Origin of the sequence: Gordonia sp. NPDC057258 (assembly GCF_042668985.1) — a bacterium.
GTDB lineage: Bacteria > Actinomycetota > Actinomycetes > Mycobacteriales > Mycobacteriaceae > Gordonia > Gordonia hongkongensis.
Genome location: NZ_JBHUXZ010000001.1, coordinates 260,153 through 281,449, shown reverse-complemented (window position 1 = coordinate 281,449; position 21,297 = coordinate 260,153). Strand labels below are relative to the sequence as shown.

17 protein-coding genes and 1 pseudogene are annotated in these 21,297 nt (G+C 68.4%); 11 read left to right on the top strand and 7 right to left on the bottom strand.

Annotation, left to right across the window (positions count from 1 at the left end):
* Nucleotides 1-3 precede the first annotated feature (3 nt).
* From ACFUEJ_RS01280 to ACFUEJ_RS01260, 5 genes are all read right to left on the bottom strand, one after another.
* Nucleotides 4-1,131 (bottom strand): DUF5938 domain-containing protein, encoded by a 1,128-nt coding sequence (locus ACFUEJ_RS01280; RefSeq protein ID WP_065631111.1) that lies wholly within the window; start codon nucleotides 1,129-1,131, stop codon nucleotides 4-6.
* Nucleotides 1,132-1,210: 79 nt separating this feature from the next.
* Complete coding sequence (locus ACFUEJ_RS01275; protein ID WP_205333794.1) at nucleotides 1,211-2,014, bottom strand: SDR family NAD(P)-dependent oxidoreductase; 804 nt, start codon at nucleotides 2,012-2,014, stop codon at nucleotides 1,211-1,213.
* 258 nt (nucleotides 2,015-2,272) lie between these two features.
* On the bottom strand, nucleotides 2,273-4,366 hold the full coding sequence (locus ACFUEJ_RS01270) for a PhoX family phosphatase (RefSeq protein WP_159371711.1): 2,094 nt from the start codon (nucleotides 4,364-4,366) through the stop codon (nucleotides 2,273-2,275).
* Nucleotides 4,367-4,550: 184 nt separating this feature from the next.
* The gene (locus ACFUEJ_RS01265; RefSeq protein WP_311277596.1) at nucleotides 4,551-6,593 is read right to left on the bottom strand and encodes a TPM domain-containing protein; all 2,043 of its coding nucleotides are present in this window, start codon (nucleotides 6,591-6,593) and stop codon (nucleotides 4,551-4,553) included.
* A gap of 93 nt (nucleotides 6,594-6,686) precedes the next feature.
* Nucleotides 6,687-7,478 (bottom strand): LLM class F420-dependent oxidoreductase, encoded by a 792-nt coding sequence (locus ACFUEJ_RS01260; protein WP_068972109.1) that lies wholly within the window; start codon nucleotides 7,476-7,478, stop codon nucleotides 6,687-6,689.
* A 94-nt stretch (nucleotides 7,479-7,572) separates the two neighbouring features.
* Here ACFUEJ_RS01260 and ACFUEJ_RS01255 point away from each other — a divergent pair, with 94 nt between their 5' ends.
* From ACFUEJ_RS01255 to ACFUEJ_RS01245, 3 genes are all read left to right on the top strand, one after another.
* Nucleotides 7,573-8,736: an aminotransferase class I/II-fold pyridoxal phosphate-dependent enzyme gene (locus tag ACFUEJ_RS01255; protein WP_311277597.1), complete on the top strand. Its 1,164-nt coding sequence runs from the start codon at nucleotides 7,573-7,575 to the stop codon at nucleotides 8,734-8,736.
* An 84-nt stretch (nucleotides 8,737-8,820) separates the two neighbouring features.
* Nucleotides 8,821-9,468, top strand: a complete 648-nt coding sequence (locus ACFUEJ_RS01250) for a class I SAM-dependent methyltransferase (protein WP_311277598.1) — start codon at nucleotides 8,821-8,823, stop codon at nucleotides 9,466-9,468.
* A 112-nt stretch (nucleotides 9,469-9,580) separates the two neighbouring features.
* Entirely contained in the window at nucleotides 9,581-10,831 is a 1,251-nt protein-coding gene (locus ACFUEJ_RS01245) for an alpha/beta hydrolase (protein ID WP_311277599.1), read from the top strand.
* Between the two features lie 36 nt (nucleotides 10,832-10,867).
* On the opposite strand, the gene ACFUEJ_RS01240 is transcribed toward ACFUEJ_RS01245, so the two are convergent.
* Together ACFUEJ_RS01240 and ilvD are read right to left on the bottom strand one after the other, a co-directional pair.
* Nucleotides 10,868-11,134 carry a lipopolysaccharide assembly protein LapA domain-containing protein gene (locus ACFUEJ_RS01240; protein WP_065631106.1) on the bottom strand — a complete coding sequence of 89 codons (267 nt, stop codon included), beginning with the start codon at nucleotides 11,132-11,134 and terminating at the stop codon, nucleotides 10,868-10,870.
* Between the two features lie 130 nt (nucleotides 11,135-11,264).
* Complete coding sequence (gene ilvD, locus ACFUEJ_RS01235; protein ID WP_388027078.1) at nucleotides 11,265-12,980, bottom strand: dihydroxy-acid dehydratase; 1,716 nt, start codon at nucleotides 12,978-12,980, stop codon at nucleotides 11,265-11,267.
* A gap of 56 nt (nucleotides 12,981-13,036) precedes the next feature.
* Between ilvD and ACFUEJ_RS01230 the strand changes: the two are divergent.
* The 8 genes and pseudogenes from ACFUEJ_RS01230 to ACFUEJ_RS01195 form a co-directional block, all read left to right on the top strand.
* A pseudogene (locus tag ACFUEJ_RS01230) lies at nucleotides 13,037-13,489 on the top strand (alpha/beta fold hydrolase); the annotation flags it as partial.
* Nucleotides 13,490-13,734: 245 nt separating this feature from the next.
* A complete protein-coding gene (locus ACFUEJ_RS01225) occupies nucleotides 13,735-14,427 on the top strand; it encodes a GntR family transcriptional regulator (protein WP_159372000.1) in 693 nt (230 codons plus the stop codon).
* Nucleotides 14,424-14,651 (top strand): ferredoxin family protein, encoded by a 228-nt coding sequence (locus ACFUEJ_RS01220; RefSeq protein ID WP_010843879.1) that lies wholly within the window; start codon nucleotides 14,424-14,426, stop codon nucleotides 14,649-14,651. Before ACFUEJ_RS01225 ends, ACFUEJ_RS01220 begins: the two co-directional genes overlap by 4 nt.
* Nucleotides 14,652-14,734: 83 nt before the next feature.
* The gene (locus ACFUEJ_RS01215; protein WP_311277600.1) at nucleotides 14,735-16,174 is read left to right on the top strand and encodes an ABC transporter substrate-binding protein; all 1,440 of its coding nucleotides are present in this window, start codon (nucleotides 14,735-14,737) and stop codon (nucleotides 16,172-16,174) included.
* The gene (locus ACFUEJ_RS01210) at nucleotides 16,171-17,028 is read left to right on the top strand and encodes an ABC transporter permease (RefSeq protein ID WP_311277601.1); all 858 of its coding nucleotides are present in this window, start codon (nucleotides 16,171-16,173) and stop codon (nucleotides 17,026-17,028) included. The genes ACFUEJ_RS01215 and ACFUEJ_RS01210 overlap by 4 nt, the downstream gene beginning before the upstream one ends.
* A 50-nt stretch (nucleotides 17,029-17,078) precedes the next feature.
* Nucleotides 17,079-17,855 (top strand): ABC transporter ATP-binding protein, encoded by a 777-nt coding sequence (locus ACFUEJ_RS01205; protein ID WP_311277602.1) that lies wholly within the window; start codon nucleotides 17,079-17,081, stop codon nucleotides 17,853-17,855.
* Between the two features lie 7 nt (nucleotides 17,856-17,862).
* Nucleotides 17,863-20,580, top strand: a complete 2,718-nt coding sequence (locus ACFUEJ_RS01200; RefSeq protein ID WP_311277603.1) for a fumarate reductase/succinate dehydrogenase flavoprotein subunit — start codon at nucleotides 17,863-17,865, stop codon at nucleotides 20,578-20,580.
* Nucleotides 20,581-20,984: 404 nt separating this feature from the next.
* Nucleotides 20,985-21,272: a DUF1490 family protein gene (locus ACFUEJ_RS01195; RefSeq protein ID WP_311277604.1), complete on the top strand. Its 288-nt coding sequence runs from the start codon at nucleotides 20,985-20,987 to the stop codon at nucleotides 21,270-21,272.
* The last annotated feature ends 25 nt before the right edge of the window (nucleotides 21,273-21,297 follow it).

Below are 21,297 nucleotides of genomic sequence, written 5' to 3'. Positions count from 1 at the left end.
TCCTCAGCGGTGCACGGTGACGATCGGGTCCAGGACCAGACCGAAAGCGCGTAGGGTGCCGAGCAATTCGCGATGGCCGAACGCCTGGCAGCTCGAGACGAAGCCGACACGGCGGGGGCGGGCCTGGAGGAGTTCGTTCGCGGCGTGCGCGTTGAGCAGGGCGGTCTGCTTGTAGTTGGAGTTGCCGTGGATCACGCAGTGCGCGCGGCCGAGCGGACCGGAGGCGTACACCGAGTCCAGCGAGGTGTTCAGGCGCGGGTTCTCACGCGGGGGCATCTCGCTGCGGATGGCGGCCGACTGCTCGTCGATGATCCGGTACTTCTCCTCCTCGGACTTGCCCTCCATCTGTTCGAGCGCGGCGGCCACCAGAACCGGAACGCCCTGCATCAGTGGCCGGTTGAAGACGCCGCCGAGTGCCTTTGCGGTGGCCACGCGCGGGTCGTTCTTGAACCACACCGGGTGTGATGTACCGCCCCAGGGCAGAGCGAGACCGAGGTCGTGCTGGCCGGGCACGCTGACCGTGTACAGACCCGCGTCCGCCGGCCATTCGACGTACTCGTTCTCCTCGAGGTAGTACGCCTTCGCGAATGCCGCATTGGTGAGGATCGTGTTGGTCGACGCGACGGTCGGGTGGCCCTTCCAGAACACCTGGATGTCGAGGGTGTCCAGTCCGGGGTTCTCCAGGCAGATGTTCGCGGCGATCTCGCCGATCGAGTACATCTGCGCCAGGCCCGGCGTCAAGACCAGTTCGCGAGAAGCGAATTCGGCTCCGTACTGCGCCTCGGCATCGATCATCCAGTTCTGTTCACCGTTGGTGTCGGTGTAGTGGGCCCCGATCTCCAGGCACGCCTGGACGACCTCGTGACCGTAGCGGGCGAACGGCCCGACCGTGTTCAGTACGACGTCGGCGCCGCGGAAGGCCTCGGTCAGCGCCTCGACCGTGTGCTCGACCTCGACGATGTCGTACGCGACCGTGTCGATGCCCGGCACCGCCTCGACGGCGCTCTTCAGCCGGGCGTGGTCGCGGCCCGCGGCCAGGAACGGAATGTTGTACTCGCGCAGGTACTCACAGATCAGTCGGCCGGTGTATCCGGACGCTCCGTAGACGACGACGCGTTTGTCGGTGGGCATGGTGGGACTCCTCGTGTCTGGTTCGGGTGTTCGATGCGGGTGTTCGGGAAAAGCGTTGCGGCGGTGGACGTCGGCGGGATCACATCCCCATGCCGCCGTCGACCGGGAGGCCCGCGCCGGTGATGAACTTCGCGGCGTCGGAGACGAGGAAGACCACGGCGTCGGCCATGTCGTCGACCTGACCGAGCCGGCCCAGCGGCGTCAGTTCGGCGACCGCCTGGGCAGCCGCCTCCGGGGATTCGAACAGCCCCAGGGCCGCGGTCTCGACGGCGAGCTTGTTGCCCATCGCGGTCGGGGTGAGTGCGGGATAGATCGAGTTGACGCGCACTCCGTAGCCGAGCTTGCCGGATTCGGCGGCCGCCACCCGGGTGAGGCGGTCGATACCCGACTTCGTCGCGGAGTAGACGCTGATGCCGGGGAAAGCGATTGTCGCAGCGACGGATGCGATGTTCACGACGGCTCCGCCCCTGCCTGCGATGCCGCCGGGACGCATCGCGCGGAACGCGTGCTTGATGCCGAGGGCAGTACCGAGCACGTTGACGTCCAGCATCTTCGACGCCTCGCCGGCGTCGAGATCGACCAGGAGGTTCGTCACCTCGATGCCGGCGTTGTTCACGACGATGTCGAGCCCGCCCAGCGACTCGACGGTCGACGCCACGGCCGACTCCCAGGCTGCGTCGTCGGTCACGTCGAGCGCGACGAACTCGGCCTTCGCGCCTTGTGCCCGAAGCGTTTCGACCGTCTGCCGACCGCCGTCGGAGTTCACGTCGCCGATCGCGACGGACGCGCCCGCTGCGGCGAGCGCCTCGGCCATCCCGGCACCGAGACCCTGTGCGCCACCGGTGACCAGTGCCGTCCGCCCGGTCAGGTCATAACTCGTCATCGTTCCACCTCCGTGAGACCGCCTCGACCGAGGCGGAGAAGCAAGACACAGTCGAGACGACATGTGCTGCACGCCACACTAGGGGGTCTTGACAGTCGTCAAGAAAAACCTTGACGACTGTCACGATCGGGGTGTGGTCCACGAAAGATCCAGGTCAACGGCTCGGTGCCGCTGGACAGTCCTGGTGGGAGATGCAGAACACCCCCGAGCCGGGCGGCAGTGGCCGGGACTCGAGGGTGCTCGGATGACGAGGTGTGGTCAGACGCCGATCTCGCCTCCGTTGTCGCGCCACACGGCGACGACGGAGGGCCGGGGCTGCGATTGTCCGCCGTCGGGCCAGTGCGACGCCGGGTTGTCCGCGGAGTGGTCGTCGAGTTCGCCGGGATGCTGAACCGCGATCAGGACACGATTGGTGTCGATGATCGGGCCGCAGGTCTCGCCACCCTTGGGCACGGTCAGGAACTGCTTGGTCTCCCCGCGTCGATCGCCGTCCAGGGCGACCGCGAACAACCCGTCGTTGCTGTCGAGTGCGTTGCCGTCCGTGGAGATCCACAGATTGCCATGTGGATCGAACGCGACGTTGTCGGGGCAGGAGATCGGACTGACCTTGGTCTTGTCGAACCCGCCGTAGTAGGTGTCGGCAGCAGCCGGGTCGCCGCACACCAGCAGGAGTTCCCAGGTGAACTCGGTGCCGGTGTGGTCGTCGGTCATCTCGAGGACCTGACCGTTCTTGTTCTCGTTGCGGGGGTTCACCGCATCGGCAGGCGCTTCTCCATCGGTGCCGCGATCGTCGTTGTTCGTCAGCGCGCAGTAGACCTTGCCGGACTTCGGATTCGGTTCGATGTCCTCGGGCCGGTCCATCTTGGTCGCGCCGACGGTGTCGGCGGCCTGCCGGGTGAACACCGCGACCTCGGCGGGGGACATGCCGCGGATGTACGAGCGTGCCGAACCGTCGGCATTGACCGTCAGCAGCGGCTTCCAGGACCCCTTCCCGGCGAATTTCTCTGAGGCGGGCGGGGTTCCGGTGCCGTCCACCGGGTCGGGGGAGTCCCCGGTGAAGGTGGCGACGTAGAGCGTGCCTTCGTCGAGGATGCCCATGTTGTGGTCGCGGGCCGTCTTCGACAGGCCGGACTTCATCTTGCGGCTGGAGACGAACTTGTAGATGTACTCGAACCTTTCGTCGTCACCGCTGTAGGCGACGACGGTGTCCTTGTCCGGCCCGCTCCCGACCACGTAGATGTTCGCCGATTCGTGCTTGAACCGGCCCATCGAACTGTGCTTCACCGGAACGGAATTCGGGTCGTGCGGATCCACCTCGACGATGTAACCGAAGCGATTCCCCTCGTTCGGCTCGACGGCCAGGTCGAAGCGCTTGTCGAACCGTCCCCAGTAATGCTCGTCGCCGTCGTCCTCGAAGGAGTAGCGCTCGAGCCGCTCCTTGGCCTTGGCGTCGGTGACGGTGCTCGGGTTCGCGAAGTAGTTGTTGAAGTTCTCCTCCCCGGAGAGCATCGTGCCCCACGGGGTGAGACCTCCGGAACAGTTGGCGAAGGTGCCCAGGACAGTGGTGCCCGCCGGGTCTGCGGCCGTCTTGACGAACTCGCTGCCCGCGGCCGGGCCGGTGAGACGGAACGGACTCGAGGCAGCCAGACGTCGGTTGCGAGGGCCCACAACGGTTTTGAGAGCGCCGCTGCCGGATTGCGCGGTGACCTCGACGACTGCGATGCCGACCGACGCCATGGCGATGCGGGCCTGCTGCTCGGTGGGTTCGCCTTCCTTGTAGCCGGCGAACATGAAGGGCTCGGTCGGATACTCCAGGTTGGCGACCAGGTAGTGGTGATCGGCGACGCCGTCGACCGGGATCAGGCCGGCGAAGTCGTTGTTGAAGCCGAACTGCCCGGCCTGCGCCTCGGGTGTCTGATTGGCGAAGTCGAACTCGGGAGCGCCGGGCAGGATCGGGTCGCCCCACCTGATCACCACCTCCTGGCGGTACCCGTCCGGGATCACCACGGCGTCCTCCGTGTTCGGCGCGACGGCGGCGAAGTTCATGCCCGGCATCGCATCTCCGGATGTCGCACCGCTCGACGACGAGGCCGACTCCGACGACCCGGAGTCACCGCACGCCGCGAGGAGCGAGGTCGCACCGACGGCCACCGCTGCACCGGCCGAGGTCTTGAGAACGCTTCGACGCGAGACCGCGGTGCGGACGATGTCCCGGAAGTAGTTGTTGTCGCTGGTGTTCCCGGGATCGTGGCGGCACGCGTCGCCGCACTTGTAGCGGCATGTCACGTAGGCGCGGGACGAACGTCCGGCATCCTCGCCGGTGGACATGAACAGCTGCAACGGAATACGCACACGGGCTCCTCTGAAACATGGTCGCGCCACGGGGCCGGCGCACGACGAAGAGCACGTTAGGCGGATGAAACGAACCGGTGGCTACCCGAGCGTTAACGGCAGCCCAACACCCCTGTTGGTTCCACGTGGAACATCACGCGGCCGTGCTGATTCGGCCCGCTCGCTGCGCTTCCGGCGCCGGGGCCTAGAACCGCCCGCCGGTTCCGATCCGGCCCGACGACCCGGAGCCGCCGAAGGAACCGGGGCTGCGTCCGCCGCTCCCGAAGCCGCCCCCACCGAAACCGCCGCCGAAGCCGCCGCCACCGAAGCCGCCCCCGCGTCCCGCGACGGTGCCGCGCAGGAAACTGTCGACGAGGATTCCGCCGAGGACCGCACCGGCGGTGGACGAGCCGCCCGGATGTCGCTGTTGCGACTGCCAGTCGACGACGTCGGTCTGAGCGGCCATGAGCGCCTGGTCGGCCAGGGAACCGGCGCGACGTGCGGTCGCGGTCGCCACCGGTGCATCGGTGGCAGCGGCGTCCGTCGCGGACTGCAGAAGCCGCTGCGCTTCCGCCAGTCGGGTCCGTGCCGTGGACTGCACGGCCCCCCGCCGGGTGCCGATGAAGTCGGCGGCCGCTGTCACCTTGGCCTCCGCCGATTCGAGTGCCGCGGTGAGGACCTGTGCTCGACGGATGCGCTCGGCAGCGGCGTCCCGCGCCGCGGCGAGTGCGTCGTCGAGATCGGCATCGGCGTCGACGAGCGCCGTGAAGGTACCCAGCGGATCGGCGTCGAAGTTGCTGCGGGCATTCGCGACCGCGGCGCTCGCGACCTCGATCGCGGTCACCAGCGAGGTCCCGCCGGTCTGTGCCAGGGCGTTGGCCTCGGCCAGTTCGTCGTCCACCTCGGCGATGAGCGCCGGCATCCGCGAGCGGGCGATGGCGATGTTCGCGTCTGCATGATCGATGGCGTCGAGCAGCGTGGTCGCCTGCTCGATCGATCCCTCGGCCGAGCGGAGCGCAGCGACGGCCGGTCCCTGCTGACCCACCGGTGCGGCGATGGCGGCGCGCCCCTGATCCGCGGTCGCCTCGGCGAAGTCGATCTGGGCTCGGGCGAGATCGACGTTGTCGAGGATGGAGGTCAACGTGGCCTCGCCGTGCTTGCCGATGAGCTCGGTCAGCTGCTGCGACGCCGTCTCCAGACGGGCGCGAAGGCCGATGAGTTGCTGGGTGATGGCGTCGAATCGCGAGTCCGCATTGATGAGGAGGTTGCGCATCGCGTCGAAGTTCTCGACGTGGTCGTCCAGTGTGCTGTCGATCTCGGTGCAGGTGGTGATGATCTGGACGAGCATCGAGCGTCGTTCGTCGTCGGTCTCGGGAACGTTGTCATCGAGACGCTGGCGCAGCGCGAACGCCCGTCCGAGCGCCTGCTCGGCCGCTCGCACGGTGTCGGTGAACGGGGCTGTTTCGACCTCACCGAACTCACCGACCGCCAACTGCAGCTCTTCCTTGCTGGTACGGATGGCGTTGTCGAGGTCCGTGAGCACCTCACGCGACCACGGGTCGAGCACCTCGACGGGTTGCGCGGCCAACTGGTCGACCGTCAGTTCCTGCTCGCGCAGGGTCTCGACGCTGTCGTCGATACGACGCTGCCTGCGGCGTCGGGAGTAGAGGTACGCGCCGCCGCCGCCGAGGACGGCCACGCCGCCGACGACGCCGGCTGCGATCAGGCCGGTGTGGTTCGGATCGAGTGCGCCGGACAGCCCGTTGACCGCCGCCAGGCCCGCACCTGCCCAGTTCGCCTCACGCAATTGCGGGACGACGTCGTCGTTGGCCACCTCTTCGAGAGTCGATTGATCGAGACCGCCCACGCTGTCCGGTGCGAAGAGTCGATACCCCCGGTCCTCGGTGGCGACGGCGAGCAGGGCGTCATGGTCACCCAGCTCGCTGGCGGCAGCAGTCCGATTCGCCCATTCCTCGCTGGTCAGGCCGTCGAAATCGCGGACGTACACGATCCACATCTGGACCGCGTGGGCGTTGTAGAGCGAGTCGATCGCGGCCTCTAGCTCGGTGCGTTGCGCCGGGGAGATCGCGTCGGCGGAGTCGACGACGTAGTTCGGCAGCCGGGTGGGCGGCTCCGCCGACGCCGCGCCGGGGGATGCCAGGGCCATGAGGACGCCCAGCAGTCCCGTCAGCGCGACCGCCGAAGCCGCGCGTGTCAGCAGTTCCCGAAGTGCCGGCACTCGATGCATGATCACAAACCTAGCCGTGCGGGCGTGCGGTGTCGTCGACGCCTTCGGGGGAGTGTCGGCACCCGGGCGCGGGTGCGCCCGGGTGCTACGCGGTCAGTTCCGCGAGTCGCGCCACCGGCACAGCGCCTCGAGTGCGGTGAGGTCGTAGTCGGGGCCGGTGACGCCGACGGTCAGCAGTGTGACGCCCTCGTCGGCGAGTGCATCGGCATCGCGCAGCAGCGCGTCGGTGTCCCCGTCGAACTGCACGCCCGACGACCGCTCGATGGTCTCGGGGTCTCGACCCACGGCGGCGCAGTGCTCGGCCAGCACCTTGGACTTGTGCCGGTACTGCTCGACGTCGTTGAAGCCGTGCCAGACGTCGCCGTGCTCGGCGATGTAGCGCAGCGTCTTCTTCTCGCCGCTGCCGCCGATGAGGATCGGGATGTCGCGGGTGGGAGCCGGATTGAGCTTCGCCAGCCGCGACTTGATCCGCGGGAGGGCGGCACCGAAATCGTTCAACCGGGAACCGACGGTGCCGAAGTCGTAGCCGTACTCGTCGTAGTCCTTCTGGAACCAGCCGGCTCCGACGCCCAGGATCAGACGGCCGTTGCTGATGTGGTCGACGGTGCGGGCCATGTCGGCGAGCAACTCCGGATTCCGGTACGAGTTGCAGGTCACGAGCGCGCCGATCTCCACCCGAGAGGTCTGCTCGGCCCAGGCGCCGAGCATCGTCCAGCACTCGAAGTGCTCGCCCTCGGGAGCGCCGTAGAGCGGATAGAAGTGATCCCAGTTGAACGCGATGTCGACGCCCGTGTCCTCGGCGCGGCGGACCGCGTCACGGATCAGCGAGTACTCGGGTGCGTGCTGGGGCTGGATCTGGACACCGATGCGAATGGGGAAGGCCATGCCGACCAGTCTGCCCGCTGACGGCGGAATCGTCGACGGACGTGGTGGCCGCGCACTGGTGGTGCCGCGTCGACATCGGCGGTACGAAGTAGCGGTGAGCATCAGACCGGTCGCGCCGCCGCTCGACGAACTACGCCGTCGTACGAGCGCGAAGTGGAGCACGCACCCCGACGACGTACTACCGCTGTTCATCGCGGAGATGGACTATCCGCTCGCACCGGTGGTCGCCGACGCCATCATCGACCGGGTACGTGCGTCCGACATCGGTTACGCGGCGACCTCGGGTTCGGCAGGGGAGGCCTTCGCCGGGTTCGCCGACCGTCGGTGGGGTTGGCGGGTGGATCCGGCTGACGTCAGCTCGACGACCGACGTGAGCGTCGTCATCGTCGAGAGTCTGCGCGTCGCGATCAGTCCCGGCGACGGTGTCGTGCTGATGCCCCCGGTCTATCCGCCGTTCTTCGAACTCATCCCGGAGGCCGGTGGTCGCGTCGTCGAGGTGCCCCTCCTCGAGGAACGCGGGTCGTCGTCGACGGCCTGGCGGATGGATCTGGCGGGCATTGAACGCGCCCTCGCCGCCGGCGCCCGGGCGGTTTTACTGTGTCACCCGCACAATCCGCTCGGCCTCGTCCACGACGCCACCGACCTCGAGCGACTGGCCGACTTGGCCGCGGCACATGGCGCGACTGTCGTCAGTGACGAGATCCATGCGCCGCTGGTCCACCCCGGCGTGGAGTTCGTCCCGTTCCTCGCGGTGGGCGACACGGCGCGTGAGGTCGGCGTGGCCGCACATTCGGCGAGCAAGGCCTTCAATCTCGCCGGTGCCAAGTGCGCGCTCACGGTTGTCGCGTCGGATCGGGGCCGGGCTCTGATCGCGCGGCAACCCGACGAGGTGCGCTATCGCACGAGCATTCTGGGCCGCGCTGCGACCGAAGCGGCATTGGCGCACGGTGATGAGTGGCTCGACGCCATCCTCGAGGTCATCGGGGAGAGCTTCGATCTCCTCGAACTGCTTCTCGCGCAGTATCTTCCGTCGGTTCGGTACACGCGGCCGGAGGCGTCGTATCTCGCGTGGCTCGACTTCCGCGACACCGGGCTGGGCGACGACCCCGGGCTCGTCATTCTCGACAAAGCCCGCGTCGCCCTGCATTACGGACACGCCTTCGGGAATCCGGGTGCCGGTTTCGTTCGACTCAACATCGCTTGCTCCGCCGACGTGCTCACCGAGGCCATCCGGCGGATCGCGGGCGTGGTGCACTGACCCGGGGTCTCCCTCCACCATCACTTCTTGCCGGATCGGCAACCGTCCTTGCCGCTCACGACGGTGCGTGCCACAGTCGGAGGCATGACCACCGAGAACAGCCATCGCCCCGAGGCCGCGACCGAGTCCCGGGGGAGCAACGATCCGGGAACCGCCGAAGGGTGGGACGAGCGGTACCGCAGCGCGGACCGTCTGTGGACCTCCGACGTCAACCCCGCGCTCGTCGCCGAGGTGTCGGACATCGAACCGGGCACCGCGCTCGACGTCGGGTCGGGTGAGGGTGCCGACGCCCGATGGCTCGCCGATCGCGGATGGCAGGTCACGGCCCTCGACATCTCGCAGGTCGCGGTGGATCGGGCCCGTGAGATCGACCCGCGGCCGTCGATCACGTGGTTGCGTGCAGACGTGATCGCCGATGACGTCCCGGCGGCCGGCGTCGACCTCGTGACGCTGCACTACTTTCCGATCCCGAAGGAGGGTTTGGACGCCGCGCGGCGGCTGGTCGAAGCCGTCGGCCCCGGCGGGTCCCTGCTCGTCGTGGCACACGCCCCCGAGGGTGTGCGTGCACATGGCTTCGACCCTGATGCCTACGTCCAACCCGCTGATTTCGCGGGACTGCTCGGCGACGGTTGGGAAATCGTCACCGACGAGACGCGGGAGCGTGGACGGGCCGCGGGCGGCGGGCACCACACCCACGACGTGGTGTTCCGGGCGCGGAGACAGGCTGCCTGATATCCCGTTGCGTTTTGTCCCGGTAGCCGGGACCAAACGCAACAGGATCTGACGGGCGGCGGTCGCGACTTCCGCTCCGCCCACATTGAGTGCACATCTGTACACTCGGGGCATGACCGCCACGACCACGCGTGAGTCCGAGCTGCGGGCCCTCACCGATCTCGGGCTGTACGAGGCCGGCGCTGCGACGCGCGGCGTCGGAGCGATGCACCGCGTCATCGCCGGGGGCGTCTTCCGGATGCTCCGGCCTGTCCTGGGGAGTTCCGTCGACACCGCGCGGATGGTGCATGACGCCGTCAGCGAGGGGACGTACAACTCGATCACCGCTGCCCTCGACGCCGGCCGGTCGGCTGCGGACCATGTGCCCTGGTCGGAGGGCCGCGCGCCCTCGCACACCCCTCGAGGCGCGGTGCTCCTCGGCATCCTCAACGGTCTCATCGGCGATGAACTGGACACCGCGGACTCGCCCCTCACGGCCGACATGTCGATCCGCGTCGACGGCTGGCCGGTCTCCCTCGACGCCGAGTCGCTCCGCGATGGCTTCCCCGACGCGGGTGGACACGTCGTCGTGTTCCTGCACGGCCTGATGGAGTCGGAGTTCGCGTGGTCTCTAGGTGAGCAACCCACATACGGCGAGCGGCTGACCGACGACATCGGCGCCACCGAGGTCCAGGTCCGCTACAACACCGGTCGCCACATCAGCGAGAACGGCCGCGCCCTCGCCGACCTTCTCGACGCACTCGTCCTGCTCTGGCCGACGCCGGTGACACGACTGACCCTCATCGGCCATTCGATGGGTGGGCTGGTCGTCCGAAGTGCTTGCCACGCAGCCGATCAGCGCGGCGACTACTGGACGGGCCTGGTGTCGGAGACAGTGTGCCTCGGCACGCCGCACCTCGGGGCTCCACTCGCCCGCGGTGTCCACCTGGCCACGAATGCGCTGAACCGGACGCCGGTCACCCGCCCGATCGGCTCATTGTTGCGTCGTCGGAGTGCCGGGGTGCGGGACCTGTTCCACGGCAGCCTGACCGACGACGACTGGATAGGTCACGACCCGGACGCGTGGTCGCAGCCGCCCGGCGCCGACGTGCCGCTGCTGGCGGGCGCTCGCCATCTCTTCGTCACCGCGACGATCACCCGCGACCCCGACCACCCGGTCGGGCGTCTGCTGGGTGACGGCCTGGTGCTCGCGCCGAGTGGGCGCGGGCAGCACACGCGGCAGCGTCGCGGGCTGAAGTTCCAGGAGGGGTTCCACATCGGCAACGCACACCATTTCACCCTGCTGAACGACGACGCGATCTACGAGTGGCTGCTCGGCCACCTCATCCCGCGAAAGGAGCTGCCGCCCGGGCGATCGTCGTGAGACCGCGCGGGTTTCGCCGACGAAGCGGCGTCGAACTCAGTGCGGACGGCGCTGCCGGTAACGTCCGCGCGCGGCGAGTACGCCGACGACCCATCCGACGAGAAAGACCACGGCCAGGATGAACCACAGCGGGGACTCGACACTCACCCAGAACAGGTCGATGCGCACCGTGGTCCGGTTCTGCACGATGAAGACCACCGCGAGAACGGTCAGTCCAAGCGCAATCCATTGCGGCAGAGACACCTTCGACAGCGCGGACGATTTCCCAGTGGTGGGTTTCGGGGTGCCACGGTCTTTGGCCATGCCAGAGACTGTAGGCGCATTCGACGGCGGTCACCGGAGATCCGGTTGCGATTTGTCCCGCAATCCGGGACAAACCGCAACCTGACGCCGGCACCGGGGTTCAAGGGGTCCAGCGGGACCGGTACCGCGCTCAGCGGCAGACCGCCCCTTGCGACGCCGAGGTGACGAGCTTGGAGTACTTGGCCAGCACGCCGCGCGTGTACCGCGGGGGCAGGGGAGTGAAATCCTGTGCGCGCGAAGCGAGTTCGTCGTTGTCGACGAGGAGGTCGAGGAGACCGCGGCCGACGTCGAGCCGAATGCGGTCGCCGTCGCGGACCAGTGCGATCGGTCCGCCGTCGACGGCCTCCGGCGCGATGTGACCCACGCACAGACCGGTGGTGCCGCCGGAGAATCGGCCGTCGGTCATCAACAGCACGTCCTTGCCGAGACCCGCGCCCTTGATGGCGCCGGTGATCGCGAGCATCTCCCGCATGCCCGGTCCGCCCTTCGGGCCTTCGTACCGGATGACGACGACGTCCCCGGCGGTGATCGTGCCGTCCTCGAGCGCGTCCATCGCGGCGCGTTCGCGGTCGAAAACCCGTGCCGTGCCCTCGAACACATCGGAGTCGAAGCCTGCGGACTTCACCACCGCGCCCTCCGGGGCCAGCGATCCCTTGAGGATGGTGATGCCGCCGGTGTGATGGATGGGCGACTTCGTGGCCCGCAGGACCTGGCCGTCCGGGTCCGGCGGCGCGATGTGCGCCAGGTTCTCGGCGACCGTCGATCCGGTCACCGTCAGGCAGTCGCCGTGCAGGAGGCCCGCGTCGAGGAGTGCCTTCATCACCACCGGCACACCGCCGATGCGATCGACGTCGGTCATCACGTGCCGGCCGAACGGCTTGACGTCGGCCAGGTGCGGAACCCGGCTGCCGACGCTGATGAAGTCGTCGAGCGACAGTTCGACCTCGGCCTCGTTGGCGATGGCGAGGAGGTGGAGCACCGCATTGGTCGAGCCGCCGAACGCCATCACCACGGCGATCGCGTTCTCGAAGGCCTCGCGGGTCATGATGTCGCGCGCGGTGATCCCGCGGCGCAGCATCTCGACGACGGCGACCCCGCTCTGGCGGGCGAACTGGTCGCGGCGCTTGTCCGGGGCCGGGGGCGCGGCACTGCCCGGGATCGACATCCCGAGTGCCTCGGCCGCGCTGGCCATCGTGTTGGCGGTGTACATGCCGCCGCACGCACCCTCACCCGGGCAGATGGCGCGCTCGATGGTGTCGACGTCCTCCCGGCTCATCAGTCCGCGCGAGCAGGCTCCGACCGCCTCGAAGGCGTCGATGATGGTCACCTGACGCTCTTTGCCGTCCGACAGCGTCGCGTATCCGGGCAGCGTCGACCCGGCGTAGAGGAACACCGACGCGAGGTCGAGTCGGGCGGCGGCCATCAGCATGCCGGGCAGGGACTTGTCACAACCGGCCAGCAGGACCGAACCGTCGAGCCGCTCGGCGCTCATGACGGTTTCGACGCTGTCGGCGATCACCTCGCGGGACACCAGCGAGAAGTGCATGCCCTCGTGACCCATCGAGATGCCGTCGGAGACCGAGATGGTGCCGAACTCGAGCGGGTACCCGCCGCCCTCGTGCACGCCTTCTTTGACCGCCTTGGCCAGCCGGTCGAGCGACAGGTTGCAGGGCGTGATCTCGTTCCACGACGACCCGACGCCGATCTGCGGTTTCACCCAGTCGTCGTCGCCCATGCCCACCGCGCGGAGCATGCCGCGGGCCGCGGTCTTCTCCAAGCCGTCCGTGACGTCGCGACTACGCGGTTTGATGTCGATCTCGGCGTCCGGTTCGGTTCGCTTGGTCATGAGGGCAAGAGTAGTGGTCCTCGGCGTCGAGCGGTCGGAACACCCGATGCACCACGGGCGAGTTCGTCCAGGGGCTGCTGAACCCGATCACCTATCCCGGTAGCCGGCTCCTTCCGCCGGCCCTGCAGCTGACGGTGGTCGAGAACGACCCGACCGGCGTGGCCGGACGCAACGTCGACGGTTACATCGCGCGCCCGTACTTCCGGGAGATCTTCGCGCAGGACGTGTCGCCCGCGGTCGCCGCGGACATGTTCGCCCACCAGAAATCCGCCGCGCTCCGCGCCAACCTGGAACCGTCCGGACCGCCGTCGTGGGCACGGGTGCCCAGCTGGTACCAGGTCTCGCAGCAGGATCGGGTGATCCCGCCCGCTCTGCAGCGCTTCCTGGCCGGACGAGCCGCACCCGGGCGCACCGCCGAGGTCAACGCCTCGCACGCCTCACTGGTCTCTCGCCCCGACGCGGTCTCACGGACGGTGCTGCGAGCGGTCGACGCGACGCAACCGCGCTGACCCGGGGGTCCGACGTCGCATTGTGAGCGCGGTGATTCTAATCGGACCGAGGCGCACGAGGGTGGCGCAATGACCTGCGGCCGAGCACGGGCCGCAGGTCACGGCGTACCGCCGGTGGCGCATTCACCCCGGGCCGCGACCAGCGCCGCGCACAGGCGTTCCGGGGCCGGCGCGATCGCGTTATCGTGCCATTCATGCAGCTCAGGACCACAGCAGCCGGACGGCTCCGGGCGGACAACGCCCGTATGGTCGCCGACGTGCTCCGGCGACAGATCCACGACGGCGACCTCGCCGATTCGCTCGATGAACGCACCCTCATCGCCGACTTCAATGTCTCCCGCAACACCATCCGCGATGCACTCGCGATCCTCACCGAGGAACGACTGATCGAGCGAGCGCCACGGGTCGGCACCCATGTGGTGGCTCGCAAACTCGATCATGGGCTCGATGCCCTGCAGGGACTGAAAGAGACATTCCGCATGCACGGCGAGGTGCGCAACACGGTCAAGATCGCCACCCTCGTCGATGCCCCCCGCGCAGTCGCGAGGCGGCTGCAACTCGCCGACGCGCAGGCCGTCTACATCGAACGGCTGCGCTACCTCGACGACGAGCCGATCAGCCTGGACATCACGTATCTCGTGCCGGACCTCGGCATCCCGCTGCTCGAGCACGACCTCGAGAACAACGACGTGTTCACGCTTCTCGAGCAGATCGCCGGCGGACCCCTCGGACACGCGACGATGACGGTGGAGGCCGTCGACGCCGACCCGCATTCGGCGGCGCATCTCGAGACCGGTTCGGGTACCTCGCTGCTGCTGCTCGAACGACTGACCCATCTCGCGCACGAGAGCCGCCCCGTCGACCTCGAGTACATCCGGATGCGCAGTGACCGAGTCTGTCTGCGGAGCACCGCCCGACGCGAGGCGGCCGGCTCATGAGTCAGGTCAACAACCGCGTCGACGTGCCGGTCACAATCGACGAATCGCTGTGCATCGAGGGCTGCACCCTCTGCGTCGAGGTCTGTCCTCTCGACTCGTTGGCGATCAACCCGGAATCGGGCAAGGCCTTCATGCACGTCGACGAGTGTTGGTACTGCGGGCCGTGCGCGGTCCGATGCCCGACGGGTGCGGTCACCGTCAACATGCCCTATCTGCTCCGCTGAAATCTTCTGTCCCACAACGCCGGTACTGCAACGCAACCGGCGGCGATCACCCATGCCCATGGTCCCAGCCCAAAGGACGTCCGATGAGAACACGTCTCCGATCCCGACAACTGGCGGCGATCACCGTCACGCTCGCCGTCGCCCTCGGCAGTGCCGCTTGCTCGCTCGAGGACACCGGTGATACCGACGCCATCCGGGTCGTCGTCGGTTATCAGTCGAAGACGATCAACACGGTGACCGCCGGGACCCTGCTCCGCGTGGAAGGTCAGTTCGAGAAGCGGCTCGCCGAGGTCACCGAGCGGACCGGCCAGGAGTACACGGTCGAGTGGCAGGACTTCGACACCGGCGCGCCGATCACGACCGGGATGATCGCGGGCAAGATCGACATCGGGTCGATGGGTGACTATCCGTTGCTGATCAACGGATCCCGTGCCGGTGCCGAGGAGAAGACCCGCACCGAGATGCTGTCGGTCACGGGATCCAGCCCGCGGGGTTCGCTGAACATGGTTGTGGTCCCGCAGAATTCACCGGCCACGACGATCGCCGATCTACGCGGGAAGTCGATCTCGGCCAGCGTCGGATCGGCCGGTCACGGGACGCTCGTGCAGGCCCTCGACCGCGCCGGGATCGACCCCACCACCGGGGTGCAGGTGCAGAACCAACAGCCGCAGGTGGGCGCGTCGGCGCTGGAGTCGGGCAAGGTGGATGCCCTGGCCCAGTTCGTGGCCTGGCCCGGACTCCTGGTCTTCCAGGACAAGGCGCGGTTGCTCTATGACGGAGCCCAGCTCGGGGTTCCGACCCTGCACGGCGTCGTCGCGAGATCTGCCTATGCGCACGAGAACCCGGACGTGGTCCAGGCCTTCCTGCGCGCTCAGCTCGATGCGACCGAGTCCCTGACCCGCGACCCGCTCGCCGCCGCCGAACTCGTCGCGGAGAACAGCGGTCTCCCGGCCGAGGTCGTCTACCTCTACAACGGCCCGGGCGGAACGGACTTCAATCCGGCCATCAAGTCGGACCTCGTCGGGGCGCTGCGCAACGACGTCCCCTACCTGAAGTCCATCGGCAGCTTCCCCCACGAGATCGACCTGGACACCTTCGTCGATCCGGGGCCGCTGCAGGACACCTTCGCCGCGGCCGGCATCAACTACTCGGAAGCCCTGAGCCGCACCGGCAATGCCTCCGTCACCCGTGGCGACGATCCGATCTGCGGGGTCGAGGTCGACCCGGCGACCGCCGGTGAGCTCTGGTTGCGCGGACAGGAACGGACCCAACCCGCCGCGGATCCGACCTGCTTGCTGCGCGCGGTCGCACAGGCTCGACGACAGGGCCAGGAAGTCCGGGCCGCCTACATCTCGGACCCGCAGCTCGGGACCCGCTGGTTCGCCGACAAGGCGGTGTGGCTGCGGGAGGGCGACCGGTACGTCGCGTTCACCACGACCGACAGCGCGCGACAGTACCGCGCGACGCATCCCGGTGCCGTCGACGTGACGTACGAGCAGGCACTCGCCGGAGTCGTGTCATGACCACCGCGACGATCGGATCGGTCGCCGTCGACGACACGGCCACCGATTCGGTGCCGGTCCGGACCCCGGACGGGTCGAACCGGTACTGGCACTGGGGAGTCCGGATACTGGTCCTGGTGGTGGCCGGTGTCGTCTGGCAGCTGCTGACCACGCACGATGTGGTTCTGTGGGCCAGGTTCGACACCATTCCCTCGCTCACCGACGTCGGCCAGGCGTTCTGGGCAGCTCTCGGCTCCGAGCAGTATTACCTGGATCTCGGCCAGTCGCTGATCCGGATCGGTACGGGATTCGCGCTGGCGGTCTGCGTCGGCATCCCGGTGGGAATCGCCCTCGGCCGCTCCGGGACAGCGCGACTCACGGTCGGCACCCTCACCGAGGTGCTCCGTCCGATCCCGGCGATCGCACTGGTACCGGTCGCGATCCTGGTGTTGCCGACCGACGAGGCCGGCATGGTCTTCATCACCTTCGCGGCGGCGTTCTTCCCCATCCTCGTCGCGACCCGCCATGCCGTCCGGGCGCTGCCCACGATCTGGGAGGACTCGGTGCGGACGATGGGCGGCACCCGTCGAGACGTCGTCCTCCGGGTGATCCTGCCCGGTATCGCGCCGGGTGTGTTCAGCGGACTGTCGGTCGGGGTCGGCGTCGCCTGGATCTGCCTCATCTCCGCCGAGATGATCTCCGGCCGGCACGGGGTCGGATACCGCACGTGGCAGGCGTACACGGTGGTCGACTACCCGCAGGTGTTCGTAGGAATGCTGACCATCGGCGTCCTCGGCGCACTGACGTCGGGGCTGATCGAGGTGATCGGACGGCGGGTCACCCGCTGGCTGCCGCGAGGGCAGGAGCAACGATGACCCCGACGACGGCAGGAGCGACGATGGCCCCCGCGACGGCAGGAGCAACGATGGCATCCGCGACAACGGCACGGCCGGTGGACCCGGTCACCGGGATGCGGCTCGATCTCGAGGACATCCGGATCGGCTACGGGGACTCGACGGTGATCGACGGATTCGACCTCGTTGTCGGCGCCGGCGAGATCGTCGTCCTGACGGGACCGTCCGGGTGCGGGAAGTCCACGATCCTCCGCGCCGTCGCGGGTCTCCTCCCGGTCCGCGGCGGACGAATCCTCGCAGACGGCGACCCGGTTGTCACCACGTCCCGGGATCGGGCCATGGTGTTCCAGGACGATGCGCTGCACCCGTGGCGGACGGTACGCGGGAACATCCTGCTGGCGTTGACATTGCGCGGCGTCCCGCGGCGACACCGCCGGGATCAGGCCGAGCAGTGGATCACCGAGATCGGTCTGGACGGCTTCGCCGACCACCTGCCGAAGTCGTTGTCCGGCGGCATGCGTCAGCGCGTGCAGCTCGCCCGTGGCCTCGCCGGGTCGCCGAGAGCGGTTCTGATGGACGAACCCTTCGGGGCGCTCGACGCGCAGACACGGACCGCCATGCAGCGGTTGCTGCTGCAGACCCTGTCGGCGCACCCGTCGACCGTGGTCTTCGTGACCCACGACGTCGACGAGGCGCTGCTGTTGGGCGACCGGGTCGTCGTACTGGGCCGTGCGGGCGAGACCGTCCGCGCCACCGTCGACGTCCCGCACCCTCGCGACCCGGAACGCCGCGGGGACGACGCCACCCGGCGGCTTCGCCGCACCATCCTCGATGCATTGGAGAAGTGAACCGGCAGTGGATATCCCAGACATCGCCGACCGGAGTCGGCTCGACTGTGACGTGCTGGTCATCGGCGGCGGGACAGCCGGGACGATGGCCGCTCTCACCGCCGCCGAGAACGGCGCGTCGGTCTTGCTGCTCGACAAGGCGCATGTCCGCCACTCCGGGGCCCTCGCCATGGGGATGGACGGGGTGAACAACGCGGTCATCCCCGGCAAGGCCACCCCCGAGAGTTACGTCGCCGAGATCACTCGAGCCAATGACGGCATCGTGAACCAGAAGACGGTGTATCAGACAGCGACTCGCGGCTTTGCAATGATCGGTCGTCTGGAACGCTACGGCGTGAAGTTCGAGAAGGACGAGTACGGCGAGTACGCGGTCCGCCGGGTGCACCGGTCGGGGTCGTACGTCCTGCCGATGCCCGAGGGCAAAGACGTGAAGAAGGCGCTGTACCGCGTCCTGCGCAAGCGGGACATGCGCGAGAAGATCACGATCGAGAACCGGCTGATGCCCGTCCGGGTCCTGACCGCGGGCGGGCGCGCGGTGGGTGCGGCCGCGTTGCACACGCGCACCGGCGAGTTCGTCGAGATCGGAGCCAAGACGGTCATTCTCGCCACCGGCCCGTGCGGTCGCCTGGGCCTGCCCGCCTCCGGATACCTCTACGGCACCTACGAGAACCCGACGAACGCCGGCGACGGTTACTCGATGGCCTACCACGCGGGCGCGGAGCTCAGCGGCATCGAGTGCTTCCAGATCAACCCGCTGATCAAGGACTACAACGGCCCCGCGTGTGCGTATGTGGCGAACCCGTTCGGCGGGTATCAGGTGAACGCCGACGGAGAGCGATTCGTCGATTCCGACTACTGGTCCGGAGACATGATGGCGGAGGTGAAGTCGGAGATCGAGTCGGCTCGCGGCCCGATCTATCTCAAGGTCAGTCATCTTCCCGACGAGACGCTGGAATCGCTCGAGTCGATCCTGCACACCACCGAACGACCCACGCGGGGTACGTTCCACAGCAACCGCGGACACGACTATCGCACCCACGACATCGAGATGCACATCTCCGAGATCGGTTTGTGCAGCGGACATTCCGCGTCCGGAGTCTGGGTCGACGAGCATGGCCGCACCACCGTCGACGGCCTGTATGCCGCCGGCGACCTCGCCTGCGTGCCGCACAATTACATGATCGGCGCGTTCGTCTACGGGGAACTCACCGGTCAGCACGCCAGCGACACCGCCCGCGACCTGGCTGCGCCCACCGAATTGCCGATGGACCAGCTGCGCGCCGCCCACGAGCTGATCTACCGACCGCTGACCCACCCGGACGGTCCACCCCAGCCACAGGTGGAATACAAGCTGCGCCGATTCGTCAACGACTATGTGGCGCCGCCGAAGACGTCGAACAAGCTCGCCATCGCCATCGAGACCTTCGAACGCATGCGCTCGGAGATCGAGCAGATGGGCGGGCGGACCCCGCACGAACTGATGCGGTGTGCGGAGGTGTCGTTCATCCGCGACTGCGCCGAACTGGCGGCCCGTAGTTCGTTGACACGCACCGAGAGTCGGTGGGGTCTCTATCACGAGCGTGCCGATCTCCCCGAGCGCCGGGACGACGAGTGGGGCTACCACCTGAACGTCCGCAAGGCCGCCGACGGCACGATGGAGTTCCTCGGTCGGCCGGTCGAACCCTTCCTGGTCGATGTCGAGGGGCTGGACCACATCCCGCCGGCCGACCGCACGGTGATCGCGATCGAACAACCGGTCGTGTCGACGGGCCCGGGATACCGCGGTGTCGAGAGCCCGGTGCGTGAGACCACGAGGAAGGACGAGTCCACGGCAACGGCGTCACCGAGGATCGTCGAACTGCTCGGAACCTCGGTGACCCACGCCGCCGATCTCGCCGATTATCTGGCAGACCCGGATCCGACGGTCCGCCGAACCTCGATCGCGGTGCTGACCGAGAACGCCCCGGACGGGTTCGAGATGGCCGTGGTCGGAGCGCTGGCCGACGCTGTGGCACCGGTCCGCGGAGCGGCGACGCAGGGGCTGCGGGAACTCGTCGAGATCATCGACCCGACCGCGGAGTTCGTGTCGGCGCTCGCCAATCACGCCGAGTCCCCGGACCCGGTCGTGCGTGCGACCGTCGTCGACCTGTTGCGCGCCGTGCGCGCTGATCGGGTGGACCTGTTCGCTTCCGCCACACAGGATTCCGACCACCGCGTCCGGATCGAGGCCATCCGCGCGCTGGTGTCACGGGACGAGTCCGAGCTGATCGCCGGCCTGGCAACGGATCCCGACCGTGAGGTCCGGATCGCGGTGGCCGACGGGCTGTCGACGGTCGGGGGCGGTGGTGTGGAGGCCGTCCGGACACTCGGAGCCGACCGCGATCCCCTCGTCCGGGCCGCGGCGTTCTCCGCGATGGCGGTCGTGGGTGACGGCGCTGTCGACGGCCCGGTCCTCGTCCGCGCGTTACGTGAGACCGCATGGCAGGTGCGCGTCGGTGCGGCGCGGGGGCTCGCGGTCGCACGTGATGAGGCGACGGTCTCGGCGCTGGAGAAGGCGATCGCAGATGTCCACAACGACGTCCGGCGGGCTGCCGCCCTCACCCTCGCGGAGTGGAGCGACGATCCGGTGGTCCGGCGGATCCTCGAGGGCGCCGCCGACGACCCGGACGCCGACGTCCGGGCCGCGGTCCGGCGGAGTCTGCGGGGCTCGCTCGCCCCACACTGAGAGACGTTGCGCGGGCACACGGCGCCGAGCCATGACCGCCTTCACAACCGGTCCGCGTCACGGACAGCACAGAACCGTGCAGCCTCGACACGATCGGCGATCCGGTTTCCTCCTACGGTGATCCGAAGGTCGCCGACCGCGCGCTGCGGTGGGCAGGAGGAGCGCTCGGAGCTTGCGGAGGGCGCGGCAGTCCTGCTCCCTGCGGAGCGCTTGGAGCTTGCGGAGGGCGCGTCACGAAGGGTCCGGCGACCGGGGTTCGAAAAGCACCCGAACGGTGCCACTCACATTAGCGAGTCCGCATGTCCGACAACCGCACCCGCGGCCGCACCATGTGAGTCGCGGTGCGCCTGTAGCGTGGTGTCCTGTCACCACGTGTGCAGCACATCGGATAGCGAGGACCCCACATGGCACTTCATGCACTGCTCGCCAAGGCCGGCGCGGCGGTCGCCACCGGCTTCGTCGGAGCCGTCGCCTACGACGCCGTACGCACCGTCGCTCGACGCGCCCCGCTGCGTGAGGGAGCCGTCGTGGCGACCACGTGGGGTATCCGTGGAACCCGCAAGGCCGAGGAGGTCGCGGAGTCGGTGCGACTCAACACCGCCGACATCGTCGCCGAGGCGAAGGAACGGCTGGGCGAGGAGTCGACACCGCCGGGAACAGCGGTGGCTCACGACCACGACCACGATCACTGAATCGTGAGCACGTCCGCGCCGACGT

Coding starts and splice junctions, on each gene's coding strand:
- ACFUEJ_RS01195 (WP_311277604.1), top strand. CDS start 20,985: ATGGCACTTCATGCACTGCTCGCCAAGGCCGGCGCGGCGGTCGCCACC.
- ACFUEJ_RS01240 (WP_065631106.1), bottom strand. CDS start 11,134: ATGGCCAAAGACCGTGGCACCCCGAAACCCACCACTGGGAAATCGTCC.
- ACFUEJ_RS01205 (WP_311277602.1), top strand. CDS start 17,079: ATGGCATCCGCGACAACGGCACGGCCGGTGGACCCGGTCACCGGGATG.
- ACFUEJ_RS01260 (WP_068972109.1), bottom strand. CDS start 7,478: ATGGCCTTCCCCATTCGCATCGGTGTCCAGATCCAGCCCCAGCACGCA.
- ilvD (WP_388027078.1), bottom strand. CDS start 12,980: ATGACCAAGCGAACCGAACCGGACGCCGAGATCGACATCAAACCGCGT.
- ACFUEJ_RS01225 (WP_159372000.1), top strand. CDS start 13,735: ATGGTCGCCGACGTGCTCCGGCGACAGATCCACGACGGCGACCTCGCC.
- ACFUEJ_RS01215 (WP_311277600.1), top strand. CDS start 14,735: ATGAGAACACGTCTCCGATCCCGACAACTGGCGGCGATCACCGTCACG.
- ACFUEJ_RS01220 (WP_010843879.1), top strand. CDS start 14,424: ATGAGTCAGGTCAACAACCGCGTCGACGTGCCGGTCACAATCGACGAA.
- ACFUEJ_RS01210 (WP_311277601.1), top strand. CDS start 16,171: ATGACCACCGCGACGATCGGATCGGTCGCCGTCGACGACACGGCCACC.
- ACFUEJ_RS01280 (WP_065631111.1), bottom strand. CDS start 1,131: ATGCCCACCGACAAACGCGTCGTCGTCTACGGAGCGTCCGGATACACC.
- ACFUEJ_RS01265 (WP_311277596.1), bottom strand. CDS start 6,593: ATGCATCGAGTGCCGGCACTTCGGGAACTGCTGACACGCGCGGCTTCG.
- ACFUEJ_RS01245 (WP_311277599.1), top strand. CDS start 9,581: ATGACCGCCACGACCACGCGTGAGTCCGAGCTGCGGGCCCTCACCGAT.
- ACFUEJ_RS01250 (WP_311277598.1), top strand. CDS start 8,821: ATGACCACCGAGAACAGCCATCGCCCCGAGGCCGCGACCGAGTCCCGG.
- ACFUEJ_RS01275 (WP_205333794.1), bottom strand. CDS start 2,014: ATGACGAGTTATGACCTGACCGGGCGGACGGCACTGGTCACCGGTGGC.